Annotated in this window: 22 protein-coding genes; 15 read left to right on the plus strand and 7 right to left on the minus strand. The window is 58.3% G+C overall.

The window, feature by feature from the left end; all coding sequences use genetic code 11:
* The first annotated feature begins 2 nt into the window (after window positions 1–2).
* From ATHL_RS00400 to ATHL_RS00425, 6 genes are all read left to right on the plus strand, one after another.
* Window positions 3–1,799 carry an L-fucose isomerase gene (locus ATHL_RS00400; protein WP_062188747.1) on the plus strand — a complete coding sequence of 599 codons (1,797 nt, stop codon included), beginning with the start codon at window positions 3–5 and terminating at the stop codon, window positions 1,797–1,799.
* Between the two features lie 81 nt (window positions 1,800–1,880).
* The gene (locus ATHL_RS00405; protein ID WP_062188748.1) at window positions 1,881–3,365 is read left to right on the plus strand and encodes a rhamnulokinase; all 1,485 of its coding nucleotides are present in this window, start codon (window positions 1,881–1,883) and stop codon (window positions 3,363–3,365) included.
* 20 nt (window positions 3,366–3,385) lie between these two features.
* Entirely contained in the window at window positions 3,386–5,320 is a 1,935-nt protein-coding gene (locus ATHL_RS00410) for a beta-galactosidase (protein WP_062188749.1), read from the plus strand.
* A 60-nt stretch (window positions 5,321–5,380) separates the two neighbouring features.
* Complete coding sequence (locus ATHL_RS00415; RefSeq protein ID WP_062188750.1) at window positions 5,381–6,643, plus strand: Gfo/Idh/MocA family protein; 1,263 nt, start codon at window positions 5,381–5,383, stop codon at window positions 6,641–6,643.
* A gap of 20 nt (window positions 6,644–6,663) precedes the next feature.
* Window positions 6,664–7,785, plus strand: a complete 1,122-nt coding sequence (locus tag ATHL_RS00420) for a phosphotransferase enzyme family protein (protein ID WP_062188751.1) — start codon at window positions 6,664–6,666, stop codon at window positions 7,783–7,785.
* Window positions 7,786–7,789: 4 nt separating this feature from the next.
* A complete protein-coding gene (locus tag ATHL_RS00425; protein ID WP_062188752.1) occupies window positions 7,790–9,352 on the plus strand; it encodes a beta-N-acetylhexosaminidase in 1,563 nt (520 codons plus the stop codon).
* On the opposite strand, the gene ATHL_RS00430 is transcribed toward ATHL_RS00425, so the two are convergent.
* Together ATHL_RS00430 and ATHL_RS00435 are read right to left on the minus strand one after the other, a co-directional pair.
* On the minus strand, window positions 9,353–10,345 hold the full coding sequence (locus ATHL_RS00430; protein ID WP_062188753.1) for a mannonate dehydratase: 993 nt from the start codon (window positions 10,343–10,345) through the stop codon (window positions 9,353–9,355).
* Between the two features lie 48 nt (window positions 10,346–10,393).
* The gene (locus ATHL_RS00435; RefSeq protein WP_062188754.1) at window positions 10,394–11,590 is read right to left on the minus strand and encodes a serine hydrolase domain-containing protein; all 1,197 of its coding nucleotides are present in this window, start codon (window positions 11,588–11,590) and stop codon (window positions 10,394–10,396) included.
* A gap of 207 nt (window positions 11,591–11,797) precedes the next feature.
* Here ATHL_RS00435 and ATHL_RS00440 point away from each other — a divergent pair, with 207 nt between their 5' ends.
* Complete coding sequence (locus tag ATHL_RS00440) at window positions 11,798–13,240, plus strand: NADP-dependent isocitrate dehydrogenase (protein ID WP_062188755.1); 1,443 nt, start codon at window positions 11,798–11,800, stop codon at window positions 13,238–13,240.
* A gap of 12 nt (window positions 13,241–13,252) precedes the next feature.
* Here ATHL_RS00440 and ATHL_RS00445 read toward each other — a convergent pair whose 3' ends face one another.
* From ATHL_RS00445 to icd, 3 genes are all read right to left on the minus strand, one after another.
* Complete coding sequence (locus tag ATHL_RS00445) at window positions 13,253–13,756, minus strand: carboxypeptidase-like regulatory domain-containing protein (RefSeq protein ID WP_062188756.1); 504 nt, start codon at window positions 13,754–13,756, stop codon at window positions 13,253–13,255.
* Window positions 13,753–14,496 carry a 3-keto-alpha-glucoside-1,2-lyase-like domain-containing protein gene (locus ATHL_RS00450; RefSeq protein ID WP_062188757.1) on the minus strand — a complete coding sequence of 248 codons (744 nt, stop codon included), beginning with the start codon at window positions 14,494–14,496 and terminating at the stop codon, window positions 13,753–13,755. Before ATHL_RS00450 ends, ATHL_RS00445 begins: the two co-directional genes overlap by 4 nt.
* Window positions 14,497–14,639: 143 nt before the next feature.
* Window positions 14,640–15,926 (minus strand): NADP-dependent isocitrate dehydrogenase, encoded by a 1,287-nt coding sequence (gene icd / locus ATHL_RS00455; protein WP_062188810.1) that lies wholly within the window; start codon window positions 15,924–15,926, stop codon window positions 14,640–14,642.
* Between the two features lie 203 nt (window positions 15,927–16,129).
* Between icd and ATHL_RS00460 the strand changes: the two genes are divergently transcribed.
* On the plus strand, window positions 16,130–18,631 hold the full coding sequence (locus tag ATHL_RS00460; protein ID WP_062188758.1) for a putative bifunctional diguanylate cyclase/phosphodiesterase: 2,502 nt from the start codon (window positions 16,130–16,132) through the stop codon (window positions 18,629–18,631).
* 84 nt (window positions 18,632–18,715) lie between these two features.
* Complete coding sequence (locus ATHL_RS00465; RefSeq protein ID WP_062188759.1) at window positions 18,716–19,498, plus strand: inositol monophosphatase family protein; 783 nt, start codon at window positions 18,716–18,718, stop codon at window positions 19,496–19,498.
* On the opposite strand, the gene ATHL_RS00470 is transcribed toward ATHL_RS00465, so the two are convergent.
* Together ATHL_RS00470 and ATHL_RS00475 are read right to left on the minus strand one after the other, a co-directional pair.
* Window positions 19,479–20,924, minus strand: coding sequence for an MFS transporter (locus ATHL_RS00470; RefSeq protein ID WP_062188760.1), 1,446 nt, complete (start codon window positions 20,922–20,924; stop codon window positions 19,479–19,481). The genes ATHL_RS00465 and ATHL_RS00470 overlap by 20 nt on opposite strands.
* Before the next feature lie 88 nt (window positions 20,925–21,012).
* On the minus strand, window positions 21,013–21,651 hold the full coding sequence (locus ATHL_RS00475; protein ID WP_062188761.1) for a site-2 protease family protein: 639 nt from the start codon (window positions 21,649–21,651) through the stop codon (window positions 21,013–21,015).
* A 73-nt stretch (window positions 21,652–21,724) separates the two neighbouring features.
* On the opposite strand from ATHL_RS00475, the gene ATHL_RS00480 reads away from it, so the two are divergent.
* From ATHL_RS00480 to ATHL_RS00505, 6 genes are read left to right on the plus strand one after another with little or no spacing between them, the layout of a single operon-like run.
* The gene (locus tag ATHL_RS00480) at window positions 21,725–21,934 is read left to right on the plus strand and encodes a DUF951 domain-containing protein (RefSeq protein ID WP_084001053.1); all 210 of its coding nucleotides are present in this window, start codon (window positions 21,725–21,727) and stop codon (window positions 21,932–21,934) included.
* The gene (locus ATHL_RS00485) at window positions 21,915–23,051 is read left to right on the plus strand and encodes an MGDG synthase family glycosyltransferase (protein ID WP_062188762.1); all 1,137 of its coding nucleotides are present in this window, start codon (window positions 21,915–21,917) and stop codon (window positions 23,049–23,051) included. The genes ATHL_RS00480 and ATHL_RS00485 overlap by 20 nt, the downstream gene beginning before the upstream one ends.
* Window positions 23,052–23,107: 56 nt before the next feature.
* Window positions 23,108–23,602, plus strand: a complete 495-nt coding sequence (gene tsaE, locus ATHL_RS00490; protein ID WP_062188763.1) for a tRNA (adenosine(37)-N6)-threonylcarbamoyltransferase complex ATPase subunit type 1 TsaE — start codon at window positions 23,108–23,110, stop codon at window positions 23,600–23,602.
* Window position 23,603: 1 nt separating this feature from the next.
* Complete coding sequence (gene tsaB, locus ATHL_RS00495; protein WP_062188764.1) at window positions 23,604–24,272, plus strand: tRNA (adenosine(37)-N6)-threonylcarbamoyltransferase complex dimerization subunit type 1 TsaB; 669 nt, start codon at window positions 23,604–23,606, stop codon at window positions 24,270–24,272.
* On the plus strand, window positions 24,269–24,844 hold the full coding sequence (rimI, locus tag ATHL_RS00500) for a ribosomal protein S18-alanine N-acetyltransferase (RefSeq protein ID WP_062188765.1): 576 nt from the start codon (window positions 24,269–24,271) through the stop codon (window positions 24,842–24,844). The genes tsaB and rimI overlap by 4 nt, the downstream gene beginning before the upstream one ends.
* The gene (locus ATHL_RS00505; protein WP_062188766.1) at window positions 24,819–25,469 is read left to right on the plus strand and encodes a uracil-DNA glycosylase; all 651 of its coding nucleotides are present in this window, start codon (window positions 24,819–24,821) and stop codon (window positions 25,467–25,469) included. The genes rimI and ATHL_RS00505 overlap by 26 nt, the downstream gene beginning before the upstream one ends.
* Window positions 25,470–25,513 lie beyond the last annotated feature (44 nt).

Consider the following 25,513-nt stretch of genomic DNA (forward strand, 5'->3'; position numbering starts at 1 on the left):
TGATGGCTGTCTTTGACACAACCAACCGATGGGTGGGTAGCCTGCCAAAGATTGGCATTCGCCCCACCATTGATGGACGTTTGAATGGGGTGCGCGAGTCGCTGGAAGAGCAAACGATGAACATGGCGCGGGCCGTGGCACGCCTGCTCAGTGAAAACCTGCGTTACCCCAACGGTGAACCAGTTTCGTGCGTGATCGCGGATAGTACGATTGGGGGGGTGGTCGAAGCCGCGCGTTGCGCCGAAAAATTTGCCCGTGAAGGGGTGGGGGTTTCGATTACGGTGACCCCGTGCTGGTGTTATGGTTCTGAGACGATGGATATGGACCCTCTTACTCCAAAAGCGGTGTGGGGGTTCAACGGCACCGAGCGCCCCGGTGCGGTGTACCTGGCGGCGGTGCTTGCAGCGCATAACCAGAAGGGCCTGCCGGCCTTCAGTATCTATGGGCGCGATGTGCAGGATGCCGGTGATCCCACCATTCCCCCGGACGTGCGAGAAAAACTGCTGCGGTTTGCCCGCGCGGGCCTGGCCGCGGCCATCATGCGTGGGAAGAGCTACCTCTCGCTGGGCGGGGTTTCGATGGGTATTGCCGGTTCCATCGTTGATCAGAGTTTCTTTGAGAGTTACCTCGGGATGCGGGTAGAAGTGGTGGATATGACCGAGTTCGTCCGCCGCATTGAAGAGGGGATTTACGACCCTGTGGAATATGATAAAGCTCTGGCCTGGACAAAAGCCAAATGTAAAGAGGGACGTGACCATAACCCGCCCGACAAACAGCGTACACGGGCGCAGAAAGATCGGGACTGGGAAATGGTGGTGAAGATGGCACTCATCGGGCGAGATTTAATGGTGGGAAACCCCCGTCTGGCCGAGCTGGGGTTCGGCGAAGAGGCGCTGGGGCACAATGCCATCGTGGCCGGGTTCCAGGGGCAGCGCCAGTGGACGGATCACTTCCCCAACGGGGATTTCATGGAGGCTATCCTGAATTCCTCTTTTGACTGGAACGGCATTCGTCAGCCATTTGTGTTCGCCACCGAAAACGACAGCCTGAACGGCGCGGCGATGCTCTTTGGCCACTTGCTGACCAATGCGGCTTCGATCTTTGCCGACGTGCGAACCTACTGGAGCCCCGAGGCCGTGAAACGGGTGACGGGGTATCAGCTCACAGGCCTGGCAGAGGGGGGCGTGATTCATCTGATCAACTCCGGGGCAGCCACGCTGGATGCCACCGGGGCCTTCAAACGTGATGGCCAGCCGGTGATGAAGCCCTTCTGGGAGATCACTCCCGCTGAGGTAGAAGCCGCCCTGGCGGCTACCACCTGGTACCCGGCCAATACGGGGTACTTCCGGGGCGGAGGGTTCTCATCGGGCTTCCTCACGCGGGGGAGCATGCCGGTGACGATGCTGCGGATTAACCTGGTCAAAGGGCTGGGGCCGGTTCTCCAGCTTGCTGAAGGCTGGACGGTAGATTTACCGGAGGAAGTGCACCGGGTGCTCAATGAGCGCACCGATCCCACCTGGCCGACCCACTGGTTTGCACCGCGCATCACCGGGGCGGGGGCCTTCCGTGATGTTTACTCGGTGATGGCCAACTGGGGGGCGAACCATGGTGCTGTAAGCTACGGGCATATCGGGGCCGATCTGATCGCTCTGGCGTCTATCCTGCGCATCCCGGTGTGTATGCATAATGTGCCCGTAGAACGCATCTTCAGGCCCAGCGCCTGGAGCGCTTTTGGCACGGCTGACCCGGAAGGAGCCGACTATCGGGCCTGCGCGACCTTTGGCCCGCTCTACGGGTAATTTGAGTTGAGGCTATAATGGATGGCAGTGGCTTTGGAGAATGAGCCGCTGCCATCCTTTTTGTCAACCACGGAGGGATGAATGACGACTTCATTGCGCTATCTGGCGTTTGATCTGGGGGCGGAGAGCGGGCGCGCCATGGGGGCTTCGTTTGATGGTGTACACCTCGCTGTGGAGGAAGTGCATCGTTTTGCCACCGGGCCGGTGCGCGTGCTCGATAGCCTGCACTGGGATGTACTTCGCTTCTGGAGCGAAATGCAAAGCGCGCTTGGAAAGGCCAGTCGGCTGGAAGGGGCAGACCTGGCCAGCCTGGGGGTAGATACCTGGGGGGTCGATTTTGCCCTGCTGGCCGCGGATGATACCCTGCTGGGAAATCCCTATCATTACCGTGATAGCCGCACCAATGGGATGATGGAAGAAGCTTTCCGAAGAGTCCCGCGGGCCGAAATTTACCGGCAGACGGGGATTCAGTTCATGCAGTTGAATACCCTGTATCAGCTTCTGGCCATGGTGAAAGCCGAATCGCCGGTTCTCAGGGCGGCCAGCACATTGTTAACCATGCCCGATCTGTTTAACTTCTGGCTCAGTGGAGTCAAGACGAACGAGTTTACCAATGCTACCACCACCCAGTGCTTTAATACACTTCAGAATGCCTGGGCGACCGATCTGCTGGAGCGACTCGGTATTCCCACCGGGCTTTTTCAGAAGGTCACCCAGCCCTGCACGGTGCTGGGGATGCTTCGCCGTGCCGTGGTAGAGGATGTGGGTTGCCAGCCGATACCGGTGGTGGCCGTGGGCAGTCACGATACTGCCTCGGCGGTGGCGGCGGTTCCGGCAGAAGGGCGTGACTTTATCTACATCAGTTCGGGCACCTGGTCTCTGATGGGGGTGGAGAACCCGGCGCCGTTGATCAATGAGCAAACACTGGCGTATGATTTCACGAATGAAGGCGGCCTCAACCATACTTTTCGCTTTTTGAAGAACATTATGGGCATGTGGTTGTTACAGGAGTGCCGCCGCGAATGGGCGCGCGAAGGGCAAAGTTATTCCTACGATGAGCTGACCGAGCTGGCCCGCCAGGCTCGTCCACTGCAGGGGCTGGTTGTTCCTTCAGACGGACGCTTCCTGCCGCCAGGGCCGATGGCGGAACGCATCCGCGCCTTTTGCCGCGAGACGGGCCAGCCTGTGCCGGAGACTCACGGAGAGGTGGCGCGTTGTATTCTGGAGAGCCTGGCGCTCGAATATCGCTGGGTGGCTGAAAAACTGGAGCTTCTCAACGGGCGGCGCTTCCCTGTGATTCATATCTTCGGGGGTGGCTCTCGCAACCGATTGCTGAATCAGTTTACGGCGGATGCCGTAGGCTGCCCGGTGGTAGCCGGGCCAGTGGAGGCTACGGCTGTGGGGAATGTGCTGGCACAGATGATCGCGCTGGGGCATATTGCCTCGCTGGAAGAAGGACGCGCCATCGTTCGTCGTTCCTTCGAGGTGAGTGTTTTTGAACCCCGGGAGAAGGCTTCCTGGGATGATGCCTACGAACGGTATCTTCGTTTGAAGAAGGCCGATTAAGCCCCTGAGAGGAGGGAAATATGTATTTCGGCGTGCAGTATTATCCGGAACAGTGGCCAGAGTCGCGCTGGCCTATCGACGCCGCCATGATGCAACGTGCCGGAGTGAATACAGTGCGCATGGGTGAGTTCGCCTGGAGCGCGTATGAACCGCGTGAAGGGCAGGTCGATTTTCGCTGGATGGATCGCGCCATTCAACTGCTCAACGAGCATGGCATTCGGGTGATCATGTGCACCTGTTCGCGCACGCCGCCGCCCTGGGTGTTTAAGAAATATCCCGGCGTGGCCAATACGCGTTTTGATGGTCATGTTAACCGGTATGGCCAGCGATATACCGTGGGACTGGCGCATCCTGAGTTCATCGCGCTGGCCGAGCGGATTGACCGGGCAGTCATCGAGCATTTCGCCGGTCATTCGGGAATCATTGGCTGGCAGGTAGATAACGAAGTGGGAGGGTTCAACGACTGCTACTGCGAGCGTTGTCTGCGGACATTTCAGGATTATCTGCGGGATAAGTATGGTACGGTTGAGCGGCTTAACCAGAGCTGGGGAGAGCATTTCTGGTCGTTCCATTTCAGCGATTTCGATGAAGTGCCTCTGCCAGCCAACAACCCCCAGCTGGCGCTGGAGTATCGCCGATTTATGTCTCACCTGAATGTGGCGTTTACCCGCTGGCGGAGTGAGCTGATTCACCAGCTTGACCCGGGGAAATTCGTGACGACCAACTTTCAGTCGTTTACGATCAAGCATACCGATTACTTCAAGATGGCCGAAGTGATCGATCTGCCGGGGATGAACCATTACCCGCCGCGTTCCCCGGAATTGATCCTGGACTATTACCGCGGCGCCAGGGGGAAGATGATTGTGCTGGAGCAGTTAAGCCGCCTGGCCTTCTGTGACACTGGCGAAGGCTGGATGCGCCTGTGGGCATACCGTGCTCTGGCTCATGGGGCTTGCGGCACCATTTTCTTCCGCTGGCGAACTGCCCGCTACGGCCAGGAACAACACGCCGATGGTATTCTGCCCCACGCCGGGCAGGAAAACCGCCGTTACCGCGAGCTGGCACGCATGGGGGCAGAATTGAAAACGATGGGTGAACGTATCGATGCCACCCATGTTGAGGCCAGGGTGGCCCTGTTGATGGGGTATGAGAGCCGCTGGGCCATGGAAGCCGGCCTTGACCTGCCGGATATGCAGGGACATCTGGATGTGATCCGTTTCCATGAAGATTTACTGCGTAAAAACGTCACAACTGATGCGCTTGACCCGCATGGCGATCTTTCCCGTTATCAACTGGTCATTGCACCTCGTCTCTGGCTGGTGGATGAAGGTATTGCGGCCAATTTGCGCGCTTTTGTGGAGCGGGGCGGGGTGCTTTGTCTTACAGCGGCCTCGGGCGTGGTGGATGAATTTAACAAGAGCTTCGATACCCCTCGCCCAGGGCCACTCGCCGAAATCGCGGGGGTGGAGATCAGTGATCTCTCGCCTCTGGAAAAGCCGGTGAGGTTGAGCAGTGCAGTGCTCCCCGCACTGGAAGGGGCGCAGGCCACGGTGATGGCTGATGAAATGCACCCCACCACGGCGAAGGTGCTTGCACGTTATGCCTCGGGGTGGCGCAAGGGATTACCCGTGTTGACCGAAAACCGCTGGCATGGGGGGCGGGTGTTCTACCTGGGGACAGTGCTCGAAGGTGCAGCATTGAGCGCGCTGGTGGGGTACCTTCTGCGCGTGGCAGGGGTTCAGCCTGTGCTTGAGACACCCCCCGGCGTGAGGGCATACCAGAGGGTGGGAGAGGCTGAACGGCTCCTGTTCCTGATCAATGAAAATGAGGAGCCACGCTCCCTCGTACTGCCTGAAGGCTGGCGGGATGCATTCACCGGAATGCCGGTGGAGGTGGTTGAGATCGGCGGAGTGGATGTGCGGATTCTTTCCCAATCTGACTTTCAGGTACAATAAAAGCAACTCAGATCACGTACATCTGTTCTTCTCATCCTGTTTTCTCCCTGGAGCTGGTCTATGACACAATCTTCTCAACCGGTGACGGCAGTGGTGGTGGGCGCCGGTGGGCGCGGCATCACTTACAGCCTTTTTGCCCTGCAACACCCGGAGCGTCTGCGTATTGTGGGGGTGGCTGAACCGCGGGAATGGAACCGAAACCACATGGTGGCGCTCCATCACCTGAAACCAGAAAACGTCTTTACCGACTGGCGCGACCTGGCTGCCCGCCCACGGATGGCGGACGCGGTGATCATCGCCACTCAGGATCGGATGCACGCCGATCCGGCGGAGGCGTTTGCGGCGCTGGGTTATGCCATTCTTCTCGAAAAGCCCATGGCTCCTAACGAAGCCGATTGTGTACGCATTGTGAACGCGGTGAAGCGCCATGGTGTGCTCTTTGCCGTCTGCCATGTACTGCGCTATACCGGCTACACGCGCGCATTAAAAAAGCTCCTGGATGACGGCGCGGTGGGAGAGGTGATCAGTATTCAGCATCTTGAACCGGTGGGTTACTGGCACCAGGCGCATTCCTTTGTGCGCGGTAACTGGCGCAATTCTCAGGAATCTTCACCCATGCTGTTGTCCAAGTCGTGTCATGATCTGGATTGGATGCGGTACATTATGGGGAGGTCTTGCCGCTCGGTCTCTTCTTTTGGTGAGCTGACCCATTTTAAAAAAGACCAGAAACCCCCCCAGGCCGGAAATGCCATCCGCTGCCTGGAATGCGATTATGAACCGCAATGCCCTTACTCTGCAAAAAAGATTTACCTGGGGCGGCTGGCTCGCGGCGAGACGGGCTGGCCGGTGGATGTGGTGGTGCCCGAACCCACGGTAGAGAGCCTCACCGAGGCTCTGCGTACCGGTCCTTACGGGCGGTGTGTTTACGAATGCGATAATGATGTGGTGGATCACCAGGTTGTCAACCTGTTGTTTGAGGGCGGGAAGACAGGGGTATTCACCATGACGGCCTTCAACCGGTCGGCGCACCGAAAAACTCGCATCTTTGGCACCCGCGGAGAAATTTTCGGTGATGGCGAACGTATTGAGCTGTTCGATTTCCTTACCGATCAGACGCAGATCATTGAAACCGAGAGCCCCGATGGCAGCATCCTCGGTGGGCATGGGGGCGGCGACTACGGTCTGATGGATGCATTTGTTTCGGCAGTGGCCACCGGAGACCAGAGCCTGATCCTTTCCGGGGCGGACGAGTCCCTCGAGACGCATCGGATGGTCTTTGCCGCCGAACGGGCGCGGGAAGAACACCGGGTGGTTGATCTGTGAAAGCCGCCGGGTGGTCAGGGATGACTGACGCTCTCCATTCTGCTCTGGCTGAGGTTGGGGCGCACTTCCAGGTGGAGGGTGAATTCAAAGAAGCGCGCCCTTACGGGAATGGGCACATTAACGACACCTACCTGGCGCTTTATGATTCGCCTTATGGGATGCGCCGGTATGTGCATCAGCGGATTAATACCCACGTGTTCCGCGAACCCGAAAAGGTGATGGAGAATATCCGGCGGGTGACGGAGCACATTCGCCACCTGGTGATTGCGGACGGGGGTGATCCTGCCCGTGAGGTTCTCACCCTCATTCCGGCGCATGATGGATCCTTCACCTGCCGGGATGCATTCGGTCAGGTCTGGCGCACGTATGCCTATATTGACCGCACCCAGACCTTTGATGTGCCGCCCGATTTGCACACGGTGTATCAGGCGGCGTATGCGTTTGGGCATTTTCAACGTCAGCTTGCCAGCCTGCCTGGCCCATCTCTGCACGAGACCATCCCGGGTTTCCATCATACGCCATCCCGCTTTGAGGCTTTTGTGCGCGCCGTCGAGGCCGATCCCCTCAACCGCGCCGCCCGGGTGAAAGGAGAGATTGCTTTCCTGTTGAGGCGCGAGGCCGATGCCCCCGTTATTGTGGATTTGCTTGAACAGGGACGCCTGCCTGAGCGTGCCACGCACAATGACACCAAAATTAACAACGTCCTCTTCGATGAGTTGACCGGCCAGGGAATTTGTGTCATTGATCTGGATACGGTGATGCCCGGCTCGGCGCTTTATGACTTTGGGGATATGGTGCGTGCGGCTGCCTCTCGCAGTGCTGAAGATGAACCTGACGCATCACGTGCCGGTTTTGACCTGGCGCTCTTCACCCAGCTGGCGCGTGGTTATGTGCATGCCACGCGAGATTTTCTCACTTCTGCCGAGTTTGAATTGCTGGCTTTTTCGGCCCGGTTAATCACATATGAGCAGGCCCTGAGGTTCCTGACGGATTACCTCAACGGCGATGTTTATTACAAAGTGGCGCATCCGTCTCAGAACCTCGACCGTGCCCGCACACAAATAGCCATGCTCGCTGAGATGGAAGACCAGGCCGGACTGATGGAAGCCATAGTGGAGCGTTGCCGCAACGAGAAGGAGTAGAAAAATGCCCGCATATCCCCCGATTTTACCCCGCCCCCGCCACCTGACTCCCCGCGAGGGACAGTTCACCTTCACTGCCCAGACTGCCCTGCTGGCGGATGAGGCGGCAGAAGGCGTGGCGGCTTTTTTACGAGATAACCTGGCGCGTGTTGCCGGTATCAGGCTTATGCCGGGCAATTCCAGCGGTAACCGGGTTGAGTTCCGGCTGGATGAAGGCCTGGCTGCGCTTGGTGAGGAAGGTTACCGGCTGGAGGTATCTCCACAGCGCATCCTGGCGCGCGCACCTGCCCCCCGTGGACTGTTCTATGCGCTTCAAACCCTGCGACAGTTGCTCCCGGTGGAGATTTACAGCCCCACCCTTCAGCCGGGCATTGAATGGTGTGTGCCATGTGTGGAAATCGAAGACCGGCCACGCTTTTCATGGCGCGGAGCGATGCTGGATGTGGCGCGACATTTTATGCCCCTGGAGTTCATTTTTCAATGGATCGATTTGCTTGCTCTGCATAAGATGAATCGCTTCCACTGGCATTTGACTGACGATCAGGGCTGGCGTATCGAGATAAAGAAGTATCCGCGCCTTACAGAGGTGGGTGCCTGGCGAAAGCAGACCATGGTGGGACATTTTGATGGCCAGCTTGAGGGCCTGGTATTTGACGGCATTCCTCATGGAGGTTTCTATACTCAGGAGGAAATACGCAGGGTGGTTGAGTATGCACGGGCGCGCTTCGTGCAGGTGGTGCCTGAGATTGAGATGCCCGGCCACAGCCAGGCGGCGATTGCCGCCTACCCGTATCTGGGCAACACCGGAGAAGCGGTAGAGGTGAGCCAGGTATGGGGGATCCATGAGCACGTGTTCAATGTGGAGGAGCGTACTTTCCAGTTCCTCACGGATGTGCTGGAAGAGGTGCTCGATCTGTTCCCCGGTGCGTTTATTCACGTCGGGGGAGACGAATGCCCCAAAAAGGAATGGCGTGAAAGCCCCTCAGCGCAGGCGCGCATGCGGGAACTGGGCCTGAAAAATGAGGATGAACTGCAGAGCTGGTTCATCCGCCGCATTGACCGCTTTCTGACGGAGCAGGGCCGTCGGCTCATCGGCTGGGATGAGATTCTGGAAGGTGGGCTGGCCGAAAATGCCGCGGTCATGTCGTGGCGTGGAGAAGAAGGCGGCATTGCCGCTGCCAATGCCGGGCACGATGTGGTTATGGCGCCCTATACCTTTACCTACCTGGATTACTACCAGTCTGAAGACCGTGCCAGAGAACCGCTGGCCATCGGGGGCTACCTGCCGCTGGAAAAGGTGTATCTCTACGATCCTCTCCCGGCGGCCATCGCCCCCGATCAAGCGCACCACGTTCTCGGTACTCAGGCGCAGTTATGGACGGAGTATATTGCCACCCCACAGCATTGCCAGTACATGGCTTTCCCTCGCCTTTGTGCGCTTGCCGAAACTGCCTGGTTGCCGCCCGAACAAAAAGACCTGGCGGATTTTAAACGGCGGTTGCGCACGCATCTCCGGCGGTTGGATGTGCTGGGGGTGGCTTACCGCAGGCCAGATGACCCGGACTGATTAATCCTCCTCCCTGGAGTTGTAGACTGCCTCGCGCAACCCTTTGATGTAGCCGATGGCAAACAGGCGCCCGATGGAAGAATAAGCCGGGTTGTCGTTGCTGTCTCCTTCCATGGTCGGCACGTGGTCGGGGCGCAGTACTCCTTCAAAGCCGATGTCTTTGTAGGCTTTCATGCACTCCAGCATGTTCGTCTTGCCTTCATCGTGGAAGGTCTCGACGAAATTTTCTGCCGTCCCGCGTACATCACGGAAGTGGGCGAAGAAGATCTTCCCCTGCTTTCCAAAATGACGGATCACACCCGGCAGGTCATCGGTCATCAGGGTGAAGTTCCCCTGGCAGAGGGCGATGCCGTTCACCGGGCTGGGGTAAAGATCGAGCAGGCGCTGGAAGTTTTCGACACTGCGCATGATGCGCCCCAGACCGCGGATGGGCGAGAGGGGCGGATCATCGGGGTGCATGGCCAGCAAGACCCCGGCTTTCTCGGCTTCCGGCACCACGGCGCGGAGGAAGTACTCCAGATTCTTCCACAGTGTTTCTTCGCTTACCTCACCATACTCGGTCAGGGGGGCATTTTTCATCAAATTGTGATCGTAGGCGGTAGCCAGTGCACCGCCCCGTGCGGGAGCCGTGGTAGATGTGCGCAACCAGTTGAACACGGGCATCCATTCATAACAATAGACGGGCACGCCAAGCCTTCCAAGGTTGCGGATGAGGGTGATGGTGTATTCGATCTCTTCGTCCCGTCCGGGCAATCCCAGCTTGGCTTTGTTCGTGGGGGGGCGGCTTTCGAGCACCGCCAGTTTGAAACCATAATCCTCATAGGCCGTTTTGACATGAAGCAGGGGCATGTAGGCCCAGGGCAGTTCCTCTTTGGGAACATTCAATCCGCGGCTGAAATCCATGCCGCCCACCACGTATTTGATGCCCACCTGTTTGACCATTCTCCACAGGGGAGAAGGGCGCGGCGGCAATACCTCGGCGATTTTAATCATAGGGAACCCCTCCAAAAATAAGAATAAAGCGCTCCAGATTTACCGGAGTTACGCAACCAGTGCCTGATAAACAGCATTCTTAAAATCTTCCGTCACCGGAAGCACGAAACCGGGCATGTACTGGGTCATTAAAATTCCGAGCAGATCTTCCCGGGGGTCAACCCAGAACCAGGTGTTGGCGGCTCCCCCCCAGCCCCAGTTGCCTGCTGAACCATAACCCTGGCTGCCGGCCACATCCAGCAGTACTGAACCTCCCAGTCCAAACCCGTTGAAGGGTTCATCGGGTTTACGGCCATTGCCCGGCAAATGATTCATCATCATCAATTCCACCGTTTTTGGCGCCAGCAAACGGGTGCCATCCAGAATGCCGCGGTTGAGAATCATTTGGGCAAAGCGCAGATAATCTGCTGTGGTGGAGACCAACCCTCCGCCCCCTGAGGCCACTTTGGGCTTCCGCAGGTAACTGGAGTCGGTAGCCGAATCGATGACTTTCAGACCTCCGCCTTCTGCCGGGCCATAGACGGCCGTCAGGCGGCTGGCTTTTTCTTCGGGGACGTAAAAGCCGGTATCTTTCATTCCCAGAGGGGCGAAGATGCGCTCTTCCAGGAACACTTCAAAGGGTTTTCCGGATACCACCTGCACCAGATACCCCAGCACGTCGGTGGCCATGCTGTATCGCCAGGCTTCACCGGGGTGATGGGCCAGGGGAAGACTGGCAATGGTCTCGATCATGGTTTCCAGTTTCACATCGGGGTCGGTATCCATGCGCTTCCACACTTTTTCACGGTAAAGCTCGTCTACCGGGGAGCGCTCATCGAACCCGTAACTGAGGCCCGCCGTATGGGTGAGCAGGTCGCGGATGGTGATCTCGCGCCGGGCGGGCACCAGGTCGTAGTCAGCATTACCGCGCGGCTGGTACACTTTCATGTCCTTGAAAGCTGGAATGTAGCGCGAAACCGGGTCTCCCAGCCTGAAGTGGCCTTCCTCGAAAAGCATCATCACTGCAGTGCTGGTGATGGGCTTGCTCATGGAATAAATGCGGAAGATGGCATCCAGGCTCATTTCTTTGTTATTCTCGCGATCCATCCAGCCAACCTTTTCCAGGTGAACCACCTGCCCGTGACGGGCGACGAGGGTGATGATTCCGGCCATGAGGTTGCGGTCGACGTAGCGCTGCATGGCTTCCTTCACCCGCTGTAAACGGCGAGGGTCAAAGCCAACGGATGCGGGGTCTGTTGTGTGCATGAGTTATTCTCCTTGGTTTTTCCAACCCCTATCTGAGGGTTGGAGCGATGAACTCGAATCATTGTACTCCCGATTCTCCATAATCTCTCCGGGTGCAGACCACTTTTTGAGGTTGTGTTGAGGGTGAGGGTTATCTCTCTAACGGAGGGTGGAGGATGATACAATTAATGATATTGTTCCTCTTTTAACTCCAAATAAGGAGCATCTATGGTCCAGACCCGTATTACCCTGGCATATGGCGATGGCATTGGGCCGGAAATTATGCGCGCGGTGCGGCGGATTCTCGAGGCCGCAGGCGCGCCACTGGTTTATGACGTGGTTGAGATGGGTGAAACTGTGTATCGGCGAGGGGTGCTTTCAGGCATTCCACCTGAAGCCTGGGAGGTCATCCGTGCGAACCGTGTGCTCCTCAAAGCTCCCATGACTACCCCGCAAGGGGGTGGTTACAAAAGCATCAACGTGACCCTGCGGATTTCACTGGGACTGTTTGCCAATGTGCGACCGTGCAAGGCGTATGCCCCCTTTGTCACTTCTTTGCACCCGGGCATGGATGTGGTGATTATCCGTGAAAACGAGGAAGATCTCTACGGGGGAATTGAACACCGCCAGACACGTGAAGTGACCCAGGTGCTCAAATTGATCTCTTACCCCGGCACCCATTCTATCGTCCGCTATGCTTTTGAATATGCCCGGGCTTATGGACGCCGCAAGGTGACCTGTATGACCAAAGATAACATCATGAAGATCACCGATGGGCTTTTCCATCGCGTCTTTCGTGAAATTTCTCAGGAATACCCTGATATTCAGGCTGAACATCAGATCATCGATATTGGCGCGGCGCGGCTGGCGGCTGCCCCCGAAACACTGGATGTTATTGTTACCCCCAATCTCTATGGAGACATTCTCTCTGATGTGGCGGCACAACTTACCGGCTCGGTGGGGCTGGCTGGCTCATCCAACATCGGACGCGAAGCCGCCATGTTCGAGGCGATTCACGGCTCTGCCCCCGACATCGCCGGGAAGGGCATTGCCAACCCGTCCGGGCTGCTTCAGGCGGCGGTGCAGATGCTGGTGCACGTGGGGCAGGGTGAAACTGCCGCGCTGATCAACAACGCCTGGTTGTGCACGCTGGAAGATGGCATTCACACTGCAGATATCTACCGGGAGGGGCTGAGCCGCAGGCGGGTAAACACCGATGCCTTTGCCGATGCTGTCATCGAGCGACTGGGCCGCGAGCCTGAACGGCTGCGCCCGGCACGTTTTCAGCAGGCCAGCATTAGCATTGGGGGAGCGCCTGAACGCACTGCGCGCAAGGCATTGTGCGGGGTAGACGTTTTCCTTGACTGGAGCGAAGGAGAACGCGACCCCGCCCGGCTGGGGCGCCAGGTGGAGGGCCTGGTTTCATCTCCGTTGAAACTGCAGATGATCACCAACCGGGGGGTGAAGGTCTACCCGGAAGGCCTGCCTGAAACTTTCCGCACCGACCACTGGCGCTGCCGTTTTGTTGCTGAAGATGGCGGCGAGATCGATTTTTCGCGAGTGATAGACCTGCTCTGGCGCCTGCACCAGGCGGGGCTGGAGGTGATCCAGACTGAAAACCTCTACACTTTCGATGGAGAAAGGGGCTATTCGCCGGGGCAGGGGGAATAGCTCTGTGCCACCTCAGGGGGTGTAGAGCTGAAGCACCCCAACGTCGACGGTCTGGTTGGGAATGACCCGAACCGGCACGGTCACCCCGCTGACCCCGGGAAGCTCCACCACCACCCGCCGGGTTCCGGCAGGTACCTGCGGCAGGGTAAATTCACCCGAAGGCCCGGTGAAGGTCTGCACGCCATCCAGTCCTTCAACGCGCACCACCACGTTCATGATGGAAATACCCGCGAAGTTGGTCACCCGTCCAGTGACTGTGCCGGGCGGGCCGACGGGGCGGGATTCGAGGGATTGCACCATGCCCAGGATGAGCAAAACAGTGACAAGCACACTGCCCACTGCCGCCCCGCTCAGCCGCAGGGCATGAAAGAGCCGCCTGCGTTGATAGGGTGAAAGCCTGCGCCGCTCGGGTGGAGTGCTGGCCGAGGTCTCTACCTGTTCGCGGGCGGCCTCACGCAGGGCGCGCAGGTCGTTTTCGTCTGGAATATCAACAGAGGGAGGTTTTTCGGTGCTCATGGGTTCGGCTCAATTCGGACGTTATCGATGGCTCCGGCAGAGCCGTTGTTCACTGCCCCCGCCCCGCCGGAGGGAATGGGGCTGGGGTCGTTATAGCGGATGACCAGGGTGCCATTGAGGCTGACTTCAATCTGGCTGCCGCTCACCTTTACCTGCAGGGCGTTCATCTTTTCGGGGTTAACCCCAACACTGGCCACGGCCAGTGACGGATACCATACGCCGTTTTGCATTTTGGCCAGCTCAATGATCCCGTTGGTATTGGGGATAATGGCGTAGTAATTCTTTTCATCCTGAAAGCGCACCACTGCCTGGGTAACCTGACTGGCTGACTTCTTCCCACTTTTGAGGGTGATCAAATCAACCGAGTAGGTATAGTCGGGCAGGGGAACCTTGACCCAGGCAAGGGAACCCTGCCCGGCGCTCTGGAACAGGCCGTCTTTTACCAGCCAGTTGCCATTGGCGATGTTCCAGTCCAGCCCGGCTTTATCAAGGAAATCATCCACCAGGGCAATGAAGAAATCACCCGGGGAATCCATGGGGGAGGGGGTTTCTTCCACAATCGGGTTGGGTTCCTCTCCACCAGAGGTGGGTTGTTGGAACAGGCGCGCCAGGGCGTCACGCACGCCGCCGCCCAGGAACCATAAAGCCAGAATGGTCAGCCCTGCCATTAATAGAATAATCAGGGCATACTCCAGGACCGATTGGCCTCTTTCGGAGTTCCGAAAATACCTTTGATTCAATTCCGCTTCCTTCCCAGCCGCATGTTTTTGTTTCTCATTTTAAAACAAACAACGGGGGTGTCAACTTACAAATAAGTCAGGAGGTAAAACAACAGGCCGCACCGGCGGCCTGTTCTGATATGAGACAGCGTCCAGAAACCTTCTCAATCATCCATGTGCCGGATGATGGCCTGCCCGAACTCTGAGCATTTCAACAGGGTGGCGCCTTCCATAAGGCGGTGGAAATCATAGGTAACGGTTTTTGCCGCAATGGCGCCTTCCATACCGCGAAGGATCAGGTCAGCGGCTTCTGCCCAGCCGAGGTAACGGAGCATCATCTCTCCTGAAAGGATGACCGAACCAGGGTTGACCATGTCTTTGTCGGCATACTTGGGCGCGGTGCCGTGGGTGGCTTCGAAGACAGCGTGGCCGGTATCGTAGTTGATGTTGCCACCCGGGGCAATGCCAATTCCCCCCACCTGGGCGGCCAGCGCATCCGAAAGATAGTCGCCGTTCAGATTCATGGTGGCCAACACGTCGAAGTCACGGGCACGGGTGATGGTTTGCTGGAAGACGATATCGGCAATCACATCCTTGATGAGGAGTTTTCCTTCTTTCAGGGCAGCTTCCTGTTCGGCGTTGGCGGCTTCTTCGCCTTTTTCGGCGCGGGTGCGCTCCCACTGCGCCCAGGTATAGACCTGCTGGGCAAATTCGGTCTCAGCCAGTTCATAGCCCCAGTTGCGGAAGGCGCCCTCGGTATATTTCATGATGTTGCCTTTGTGCACCAGGGTGACGCTCCGGCGTTTGTTTTCCAGTGCATACCGGATGGCCGCCCGCACCAGCCGGAAGGTGCCCTCTCTGGAAATCGGCTTGACTCCGAACCCGGCGGTATCGGGGAAACGGATTTTGGCGTATTCCTTGGGAAAATGCTCCTGCAACAGGCGTTTGAAGGCAGCATTGGCCTCGGTGCCAAATTCAAACTCGATGCCGGTGTAGATATCCTCAGTGTTCTCGCGGAAGATGACCATGTCCACATGTTCGGGGTGCTTTACCGGTGAGGGCACCCCCGCAAAGTACCGCACCGGGCGGAGACACACGTACAGGTCGAGTTCTTTCCGCAGGGCTACATTCAACGAGCGAAAGCCGCCCCCGATGGGCGTGGTGAGCGGGCCTTTGATGCCGACCAGGTAGGTACGGAAGGCCTGCACGGTTTCTTCGGGCAGCCATGTGCCCAGCTGGGTAAACGCTTTTTCACCGGCCAGCACTTCCATCCAGGCGATGCGCCGCGCCCCATGGTAGGCTTTCTCCACCGCGGCATCGAACACCGCCACCGCCGCCCGCCAGATATCCGGGCCGGTGCCGTCGCCCATGATGAAGGGGATAATCGGGTTGGATGGCACCTTCAAGGCGCCATTGACCATTTGGATGGGTTCTCCGTTTGGTGTACTCATGATTCCTCCTTGGTGGGGTAATTTTATCCCATTTTCTCTTTCCTTTAAGAGGATGGGCTGGTTATAGTTTTTGCCCCTGGGGAGGCGGGTTTCCATGGGTTTTACAGGCTGGCCTGGCTCTTCAGGGGTTTTGCACCTTGCAGATGTGTTAACTGCATTCTGTGCGGGGGAGATTAAAATAAGAACCATCTGGACAATGGATTATGCCTGACTCTTCCCGTGTTTTTTTGCCTGCCTGGCAAAAAGTGATGCTCCTTTTCAGCGGGGCGTATCTTTTTGCCAGTGTGGGTATGGTATGGTTTGTTTCACAGCCCGACCTCAAACGCCTTTTTTCTGATATTCTTGCCCCGCTGGGTGGTCTGGCCTCAGCGGGGGTTCTCTTCTGGGTAGCCTGGAGGCTGAAGCGGCGTTCGCGCCGCCTGGGACTGGCCTGGGCGGTTTTTGCGGCCGGGGTGCTGATGAGCGGGCTGGGCGAAGTGGCCTGGTCTGTGCTGGAAATGACTTCCGGTGAAATCCCGTTCCCATCGATTGCGGACGCCCTCTACCTGTGTAATTATCCTCTCTTCCTTCTGGGGGTGCTCCTCTATCCGCGAAAACCGCTGCGCCTGGCGGAAGCCATTCAGGGAATTCTGGATGCCGGGGTGGTGATCCTGGGCGGGGTGGTCAGCATTGTGATGTTTGTGCTCACCCCTCTTCAGCAATCGCTCGCCGGGCAATCGTGGTTTGAACGGGTGGTTTCTCTGACCTACCCGATGGGGGATATTCTGATTTTCTCGGTGGTTATTGTGCTGCTCTACATGCAACCAGCCGATCACCGGCGGCTTTCGCTCTCCCTTTTTGCTTTTGGCTTGCTCTTGTATCTGGCGGCTGACCTTGCCTTTGTTTTTCAATCCACGGCAGGGGTGTATCAGACGGGCGATTTCCTCGATCTTTTATGGAACGTGGCTTACCTGTGCTTTGCGTGGAGCGGACTGCATCTGCTGCTCCCATACAAGGAAAAGCAGGCAGGGTTGGAGGTAAACTCATTCCTGGGGCGTGGGCTTCAGCACATCGCTTTGCACTGGGACAACTACTTGCCCTATCTCTGGCTGTTCGGGGGGTTCGCCCTGCTCATTCCCAGCCATAAAGAACGCATCCCGGTGCAATTTGAGACACTGGTGGCCATGATCGGAGGGATGATTTTCCTGGTCATGATCCGGCAGATTCTCTCTCTCAAGGACAATATTGACCTCAACCGCCGGCTCAACCACGCGATGGAGATGCTGAGCAGACAGTCGATGGAACTGGTGAAGGCCAACCGTGAGCTGGAAAAGCAGATCCAGGTGGAGATGGAAACCAAGCAACAGCTCAGTTATGCCGCCACGCACGACCACCTCACCGGGTTGCCCAACCGCACCTTTCTCATGGATTATCTGAACATTGTCCTGCGGCAGATTTCTTCAGGCTCTGGTGAGACGAGTGCGTTGATGTTTCTGGATTGTGACCGGTTTAAACTGGTCAATGACAGCCTGGGGCACATTGCCGGAGACGAATTGCTGGTGGCAGTGAGCCAGCGCATTCAGAAATGTCTGCGCAGTTCTGACCTGGTGGCGCGCCTGGGGGGCGATGAATTTGTCATCCTGCTAATGAATACCAACGGCCTTTCGGGAATCGAAACCGCCGCCCGCCGGATTGTGGAAGCGCTCAGTAAACCTTTCACGTTGAAAGGGCAAGAGGTTTTCATCGGGGCCAGCATTGGGATCGTCTGGAATTTGAGCCTGTATCAAAACCCTGAGGATGTTCTGCGCGATGCGGATCTGGCCATGTATCGGGCCAAGGAACGGGGCAGGTCGTGTTACGTCTTCTTTGATCCGGCTCTGCGCGATCGGGCGATTGATCACATCACGCTGGAGGCTGACCTGCGCTATGCGTTGAGCCGCCAGCAGTTTGAGCTGTATTACCAGCCGATCGTTGAACTGTGCAGTGAGCGCATCGTGGGGCTTGAGGCCCTCCTGCGCTGGAACCATCCCCGGCGCGGGTTGATTTCACCGGCCAGCTTTATCCCCCTGGCCGAGCAAAGCGGGCAAATTCTCTCCATTGGCGAGTGGGCGCTCGATGAAGCCTGCCGACAATTCTCGTCCTGGTTGCAGGCGGGGTTGGCTCCCGATGAAAGTTTCGTCAGTGTCAATATTTCCACAGCCCAGTTCCTTGATGTGCGTTTTCATGAAATTGTGCGTCAAACCCTCCTCAAGTATGGCCTGCAGAGCCATCATCTAAAGCTGGAAGTCACCGAGTCGGTCTTTCTCAATAATGTAGACGCGGTGGTGCATGTGTTCAACCGGCTGGAAGAGATGGGGGTGGAATGCATGCTGGATGATTTTGGCACCGGCTATTCCTCGCTGGGGTATTTACAGCATTTTTCCATCAAGACGCTCAAGATCGATCAAAGCTTCATCTGGGCCATTGACCATGCCAGCCGCAACAATCTCATCAGCGCTATCATGGCAGTGGCGAGAGAATTGAAGATGCAGACCATTGCTGAGGGCATCGAGACCACCACCCAGCGTGATTTTCTGCAACGCCTGGGATGCACCCTTGCTCAGGGGTATCTTTTCTATCATCCGCTCAAAGCCGGGCAGGTTGAAGGATTGCTGACCCAGACTCAGCGAACTTTTCCACTTTCCCCTTACGCCGATCCGGCCGGGTGGGCTGAACCCGTGGATTAATTTCCCATCCTGGCGTTTCTCGCAGAAGGCTGGCTGTGTTATCATAGGTCAGTCTTTCTATTTTTTTCTTTCCGGAGAACGCCCATGCCTTCTTCCCTGCAGCCTGTCCTCGACTTTATCACCGAGACGGCCTATCTGGCCGGCAGACTCACCCTGGCCTACTTTCAGACGGGTGTTCAGGCCGATTACAAGGCCGACCGAACCCCGGTGACCCTGGCCGATCGCGCCGCTGAGACTCTCATCCGCAGGCGGATCGAGGAACGCTTTCCGGCAGATACCATCCTGGGCGAAGAATTTGGCCAGTCGGAGCGACCTTCGGCCAGCCGATGCTGGTTTATTGACCCGATTGACGGGACGAAATCGTTCCTGCGGGGCATTCCCCTGTACGCAGTGCTGATTGGGCTGGAGGTCGAAGGGCGGGTGGTAGCCGGGGCGGCTTACTTCCCCGCCATGGATGAAATGCTGGCCGCCGCGGATGGCCTGGGTTGCTGGTGGAATGGCCGCCCGGCGCGGGTTTCTCAGGTGAACCGCCTGGAGGGCGCCTGGGTAACCAGCACTGACCCACTGAGTTTTGATAAAACCGGCAAGCGCGCCGCCTGGGAGCGGCTGAAACAGGCCGCTTACCACCGTGGGGGGTGGGGAGATGCCTACGGCTACCTGCTGGTGGCCACCGGGCGCGCCGAGGTCATGCTTGACCCGATCATGGAAAGCTGGGATTGCGCCCCATTCCCGCCCATTTTCCGTGAGGCGGGCGGGTATTTTGGAGACTGGAAAGGTCAGGAGACCATTTACGCCCGCGAGGCGCTGGCCACCAGCCAGGCTCTTCTACCCGAGGTGCTCGCTCTGCTCAATGCTGAGGCTGACTGATGCTGGCGCCGGGTTCTCTTACCTGTGACAGGGCCAGGTTCGAGAGGAGGAATAATGCTCCCAGAATCGCCAGGAGCAGGGTATAGCCGAACTGATCGGCAATAGGGCCGCCCAGGTATGCTCCCACGGCCCCTGCCCCGGCCCCGGCCAGGTTGGAAAGCCCCAGTAAAGCCCCTGTCCGGGCGGGTGAAACAAGCCGGGTGCCCAGCGCCCAGCTGGCGGCATAAAACAAACCTACGGCGGCTCCGAACATTCCCCCGCTGGCATACACCCAGCCGGGAGCAGGCGCCAGGATCACCCCCGCCGTTCCAAGAGCACCCAGCAGGCTGCTCCAGACCACGAGCGGCTTTTTGGCCATGTGGTCGGCCAGCCAGCCGCCGATCAGCGCCGTGCTGAGGGTAAATATCCCGGCGATGAAAAGAACCCCTGCCACCGGGGCGGCGGCGTGTTCTCCGCGCCACTGGGGAAATTTTTCCTGAAAGTAAAACAACAGAAACCCCCCGATATTGTTGGAAGCCGTCAGCCACGCCAGGCGGTTAATCACCCACCAGGTGAAGGAGTGATTTCCGTCCGAATGAAAGGCTCCGCCCAGGGCCACGCGCAATCCCAGCCAGACGCCTGCTCCCACACTGAGGGCCATCGCCGCCAGCCCGATCCCGCCACCCGCGATGAACCTGGAGGCACTTCCCGGCCCCTGGATCAGGGAAAGGAGAGCTTTTACCCCGGCTCCGGCTCCCAGAATAACCCCGGCGAAGACTGCCGTCATGCCCACCAGGCGGGCCAGGGGCTTCCAGAATGCCCGGGATTCATCCGCTACCCAGGGTTCTTCCGGCACGGTCATGGTTATCATCATGCAGACCAGCATACATCCCACCAGAACGATCAGCGCCGTCATCATCTGACCCTGAGCGATGAGTCTGCCGGTGACGAGTGCAACGAACAGAAGTGGCAGGGGAACCTCAAACCATACCTTCACCCCCGAGGCCAATCCGCGATGCTCTTCAGGCACAAGATCGGGGATGAAGCTGAGAGTGGCCACATTGGAGGCATTTGAGGCAACCATGGAGAGCACATACAGTGTCAGGAGCAGGCTTACCCCTTCTCTGCCCTGTATGCCGGCTAACATCCCCATGCCCAGTAAAACGATGCCTTCGAGAATCGTACCGGCGGCGATATAAATCCGCCGCCGACCCCAGCGTGAACGGGTGCGGTCTGAAATCATTCCGAAGAATGCCTGAGCCAGCAGTCCGGCCAGAAGTGCCCACAGGCGAATCGTCCCATACGTGGCCCCTTTGATGTCTTCTCCCACAAATTGTTGCACAAGCAGAGGCACCACCAGCGGCGCCAGGGTTTGCGAACGGGCACTTAAGGCAAAGAAATGGATATTGATCCTGACGTAATCCAATCCTTTTAATGAATGCGGCACGCTTCCCTCGAATGCAATAACCCCGAACCGGGCTCATCGATGGTTGTAAATTTTGGCGGGTTGTCTGGATGCCTGCTTGCGCCGGGTTTCAGCCGGTGAGCAGGAAATATACCGTTCGGATGGGAGGAATGAGCAGGGTGCCGAACACATCGATTCCCAGCATGGGCAGGCCAAAAAGAAGAACGAGAAGGATGAGCGGCCCATAAGGGCGGATACGCTCCAGGGTTTGTGCCCAGGAGGGGGGAAAGAAATACTCGGCCACTTTATCGCCGTCCAGCGGGGCCAGAGGAATAAGATTGAAAAACGCCAGGATCAGGTTGAGAAAAATGAACTGGCTGAGAAAGCTGTAAAGGGTGCCTTCAAACCCGCTGCCGAACAGTGGATTGAGCAGGCCCAAACGCAGAGGGATGGCCGCCAGTGCCGCGAGTAAAAAGTTCGAGAGCGGACCGGCCAGTGAAACCAGCATGTAGGCCGCCGGAGAACGCTTCCCGAGTGCATAAGGATTAACTGGCACCGGCCTGGCCCAGCCGAACCCGGCAAACACCATCATCAGCGAACCGAGGGGGTCGAGATGGGCCAGAGGGTTGAGAGTAAGCCGTCCGTGCATCCGCGGAGTGGGGTCGCCGAGGGCATCGGCGGTTTTGGCGTGGGCAAATTCATGAAAGGTCAGAGCAATCACCAGGGTGATGAGACGCGAAAGGAGGGTCAGAGGGTCGAGGTTAAGCATGGGAAATCTCTTTTCAGAGGAGCGCCAGTAAAAGGTAAAGAGATTATACCATCTCGAATGGTATAATCAGTTCGTGCTACCCGACCTGAAACTGGAAGACGTGGTAACCCTGAGGAAACCCCACCCCTGCGGCGGGTATCAATGGAAGGTTGTGCGGCTGGGGGCAGATATTGGTCTGGAGTGTCTTAAGTGCGGGCGGGTTGTTTTACTCACCCGGCGTGAACTGGCGCGGCGGGCTAAGAAGATCGAACGAGGAGGTGAGCATGAGCCAGCCCGGAGCTGAGCCGCGGCGCATCCTCTTTTTGTTTTCCGATACAGGCGGAGGGCACCGCAGTGCCGCCGAAGCGATCATTGAGGCGCTCAATCTGGAATTCCCGCGCAAAATCACCTGTGAAATGGTGGATATTTTCAAAGAATATGCGCCGCCTCCGTTCAACCTGGCTCCGCGCATTTACCCTCCCCTTTCACGGCTTCCGCGCGTCTGGGGGATGGGCTATCGATTAAGCGATGGCCCGCGCCGGACGCGTTTTTTTTATAACGTCATCTGGCCGTATATCCGACGAAACCTGCGCACCCTGCTGGAGGAGCACCCGGCCGATCTGGTGGTTTCAGTGCACCAGCTGATCAATGTCCCTGTGGCACGGCTGGTTTCGATGCACAGGTTGCCTTTTATTACCGTGGTGACCGATATGGTGACCACCCACGCCGCCTGGTATGCCACGCGGGCCACGCACGTCATCGTCCCGACTGAAGAGGCTTTCAGGAATGGGTTGAAGGTCGGGATGAAGCCAGAACAGATGACCGTCATCGGGATGCCGGTGGCGGATCGGTTCTGCCAGCTCCAGGATGCCCGGCCAGTACTGCGCGCCCGACTGGGTTGGCCAGAAGACCTGCCCGTCATCCTGATGATGGGAGGCGGAGAAGGAATGGGCCCGCTGGAAGAAATGGCAGAGGCGATCGATGATTCGGGGGTGAAAGCGGCCCTGGTGGTGGTTACGGGGCGCAACCGGGTGTTACGGGCTCGATTGGAACAGCGGCGCTGGAAGATTCCGGCTTTCATTTATGGTTTTGTGCATGAAATGCCGGCCTTCATGCATGCGTCTGATATGCTGGTGACCAAAGCCGGGCCGGGGACGATCAGCGAAGCATTCATTGCGGGACTGCCGATGATCCTCTACAGCAAGATGCCCGGGCAGGAGGACGGGAACGTCACCTTTGTGGTGGAAAGTGGAGCCGGGGTGTGGGCTCCGGAACCTGCCGAGGTGGTGGCGACGGTACGCTGCTGGCTGGAGCGCCCCGAAGAACGCTGGCGGGCGGCGCATGTTTGCAGGACGCTGGCCCGTCCGCAGGCCGCCCGGGAGATCGCCCGTCTGCTGGCCAGGCAGGTGGATGTGAAGTAATCCCCGCCCCCGGGCAGGGCGGACATGCTCAGTCATTTCTGTCTTATAATGGGTTTATGCCGATCCTGGATGCCCATACCTTTGAATTTCTGAGCCGCAGTGCCGAGCAAACCCGCCGGCTGGGAACGCGGCTGGGTTCGTTGTTGCAGCCGGGTGATCTGATCTGTCTGTCGGGTGATCTGGGCAGTGGAAAGACCACTCTGGTGCAGGGAATTGCCCAGGGTTGGGGCTCGCTGGATGCTGTTTCCAGCCCCAGTTTTGTACTGATTAATGAATACCGGCGGCCGGGCGGGCAGATTCTCTACCACATGGATGCCTATCGCCTGCGGGATGCGCTGGAAGCCGAAGATCTGGATTTGATTTCGATTATGGAGCATGGGGCACTGGTGCTGGAATGGGCGGATCGGATTCGCTCGATTTTACCCCCTGAGCGGATGTGGGTGGAACTGCGCTGGGTGGCTGAAGAACAGCGCGGAATGGTGTTCCGCGTTTTCGGCCCGCGGTACGAGGCGTTGTTGAACGGCTTCAGGCAGAAAGCTTTTGGAGGATGATGTGCTGCTGGCTGTAGATACATCCACGCAATGGATCGGGCTGGCGCTTTACGATGGCGACCGGGTTCTGGGAGAAGCCGGGTGGATGACCCGCGGGCACCACACAGTGGAGCTGGCCCCGGCTGTGGCGCGCCTGCTGGAACAGGTGGGGGTCTCTGCCGGGCAGATTGAATGCCTGGGGGTGGCTCTGGGGCCGGGGTCGTTCACGGGGTTACGCATCGGGCTGGCGCTGGTCAAGGGAATGGCGCTGGCATTACACGTGCCGGTGGTGGGGGTGCCCACGCTGGACTTCCTGGCCGCGGCCCAACCTCTGCGTGAGCTTCCGATGGCCGCGGTGTTGCAGGCCGGGCGCGGGCGGCTGGCTCTGGTGTGGTATCGGGTGGATCGGGGACGCTGGAAGGCACAGTCCGAACCGGTTATTGTCACGGCTGAGGAACTCGCGGCGCAGATCGAAAACCCCACCCTGGTCGTGGGTGAGTTGAGCGCGGCTGAGCGGCAGGTCTTTGCGCGGGTACGCCGGGTGGCGTTGCTGGCCTCGCCAGCACAGTGTGTACGCCGCCCGTCCTTTCTGGCCGAACTGGCCTGGCGGCGCTGGAAGGAGGGCCAGGTAGATGAAGTGAACAGCCTGGCGCCGATCTATCTTCATGTGGCGGAGGCCATTCCCTCGTGATCCCTATCAGCCCTGCCCGGAACATGATCGTGCGCCCGATGACCCTGGAAGATGTGCCGCGTGTGCGAGAGATCGATGTGCTATCCTTCAGCCTTCCCTGGTCAGAGCGCAGTTATCGCTTTGAGGTGGCCGAAAACCCGCACGCTTCTTGCTGGGTGGCCGAGTGGGTGCACCCTGATGGCCGCACCGAGGTGGTAGGGATGATGGTCAACTGGGTGATTCTGGATGAACTGCACATTGCCACCCTGGCCGTGCACCCGGATTACCGGCGGATGGGGATTGCTCGCCGCTTACTGGCAAAGGGCCTGCAGGCCGGGCTGGAACGCGGCGCGCGGCTGGCTTTTCTCGAGGTGCGCCGGAGTAACCTGGCGGCTCAGAGTCTCTATCGCGCATTTGGGTTTGAGTTGAGCGGGGTGCGCCCCCGTTATTACAAAGATAATTTTGAAGACGCTCTGTTGATGACGCTGGACCCGCTTACCCCTGAAACGATCACGGTTGGGGAGAGAGAAAGCGGCTCTTTTACAGAACAGGGCGGGGAGGGTTCTATTGGATGCGCAAAGTGTGCTCAATGAAGTAGCCAGACAGGCTGCGGTTTGCACCCGCTGTCAGCTCCATTTTGCCCGCAAAAAGGCTGTGCCCGGCGAAGGCCCGGCCAGCGCTGAGGTGATGCTCATCGGGGAAGGGCCGGGCTTTTACGAAAACGAACAGGGGCGGCCATTCGTTGGGGCCGCCGGGAAGTTCCTTGATGAGTTGCTGGCCGCCGGTGGGGTGAAACGTGAAGAGGTGTTCATCACCAATGTGGTGAAATGCCGCCCACCCGGCAACCGTGACCCTCTGCCCGAAGAGCTGGCTGCCTGCAGTGAGTACCTTGACCGCCAGATTGAGGCGCTTAACCCACGGGTGATCGTGACTCTGGGGCGCTTCTCGATGGCTAAGTTCCTTCCGGGGGTGCGCATCAGTGATGTACATGGCCAGCCTTTCTGGAAAGGCGGACGGCTGGTGGTGCCCATGTATCATCCGGCGGCTGCGTTGCATCAGCCTTCACTTAAAACCCAGGTGGAGCGGGATTTTTCCCGGCTTTCTGAGTTCATCCGGCAGGCGAGAACTTCTGTGCCCAAAGCGGTCGAAAGCCAACGTTCCGACCCCGAAACTCCGGCGCCTCAAAAAGATGAACCCACCCAGTTATCTTTGTTTTAATCGATCTTTCCGTTCGAATCATCCATCCAATTCTATTTGAGGGA

This window comes from Anaerolinea thermolimosa, from assembly GCF_001050195.2.
Lineage (GTDB): Bacteria > Chloroflexota > Anaerolineae > Anaerolineales > Anaerolineaceae > Anaerolinea > Anaerolinea thermolimosa.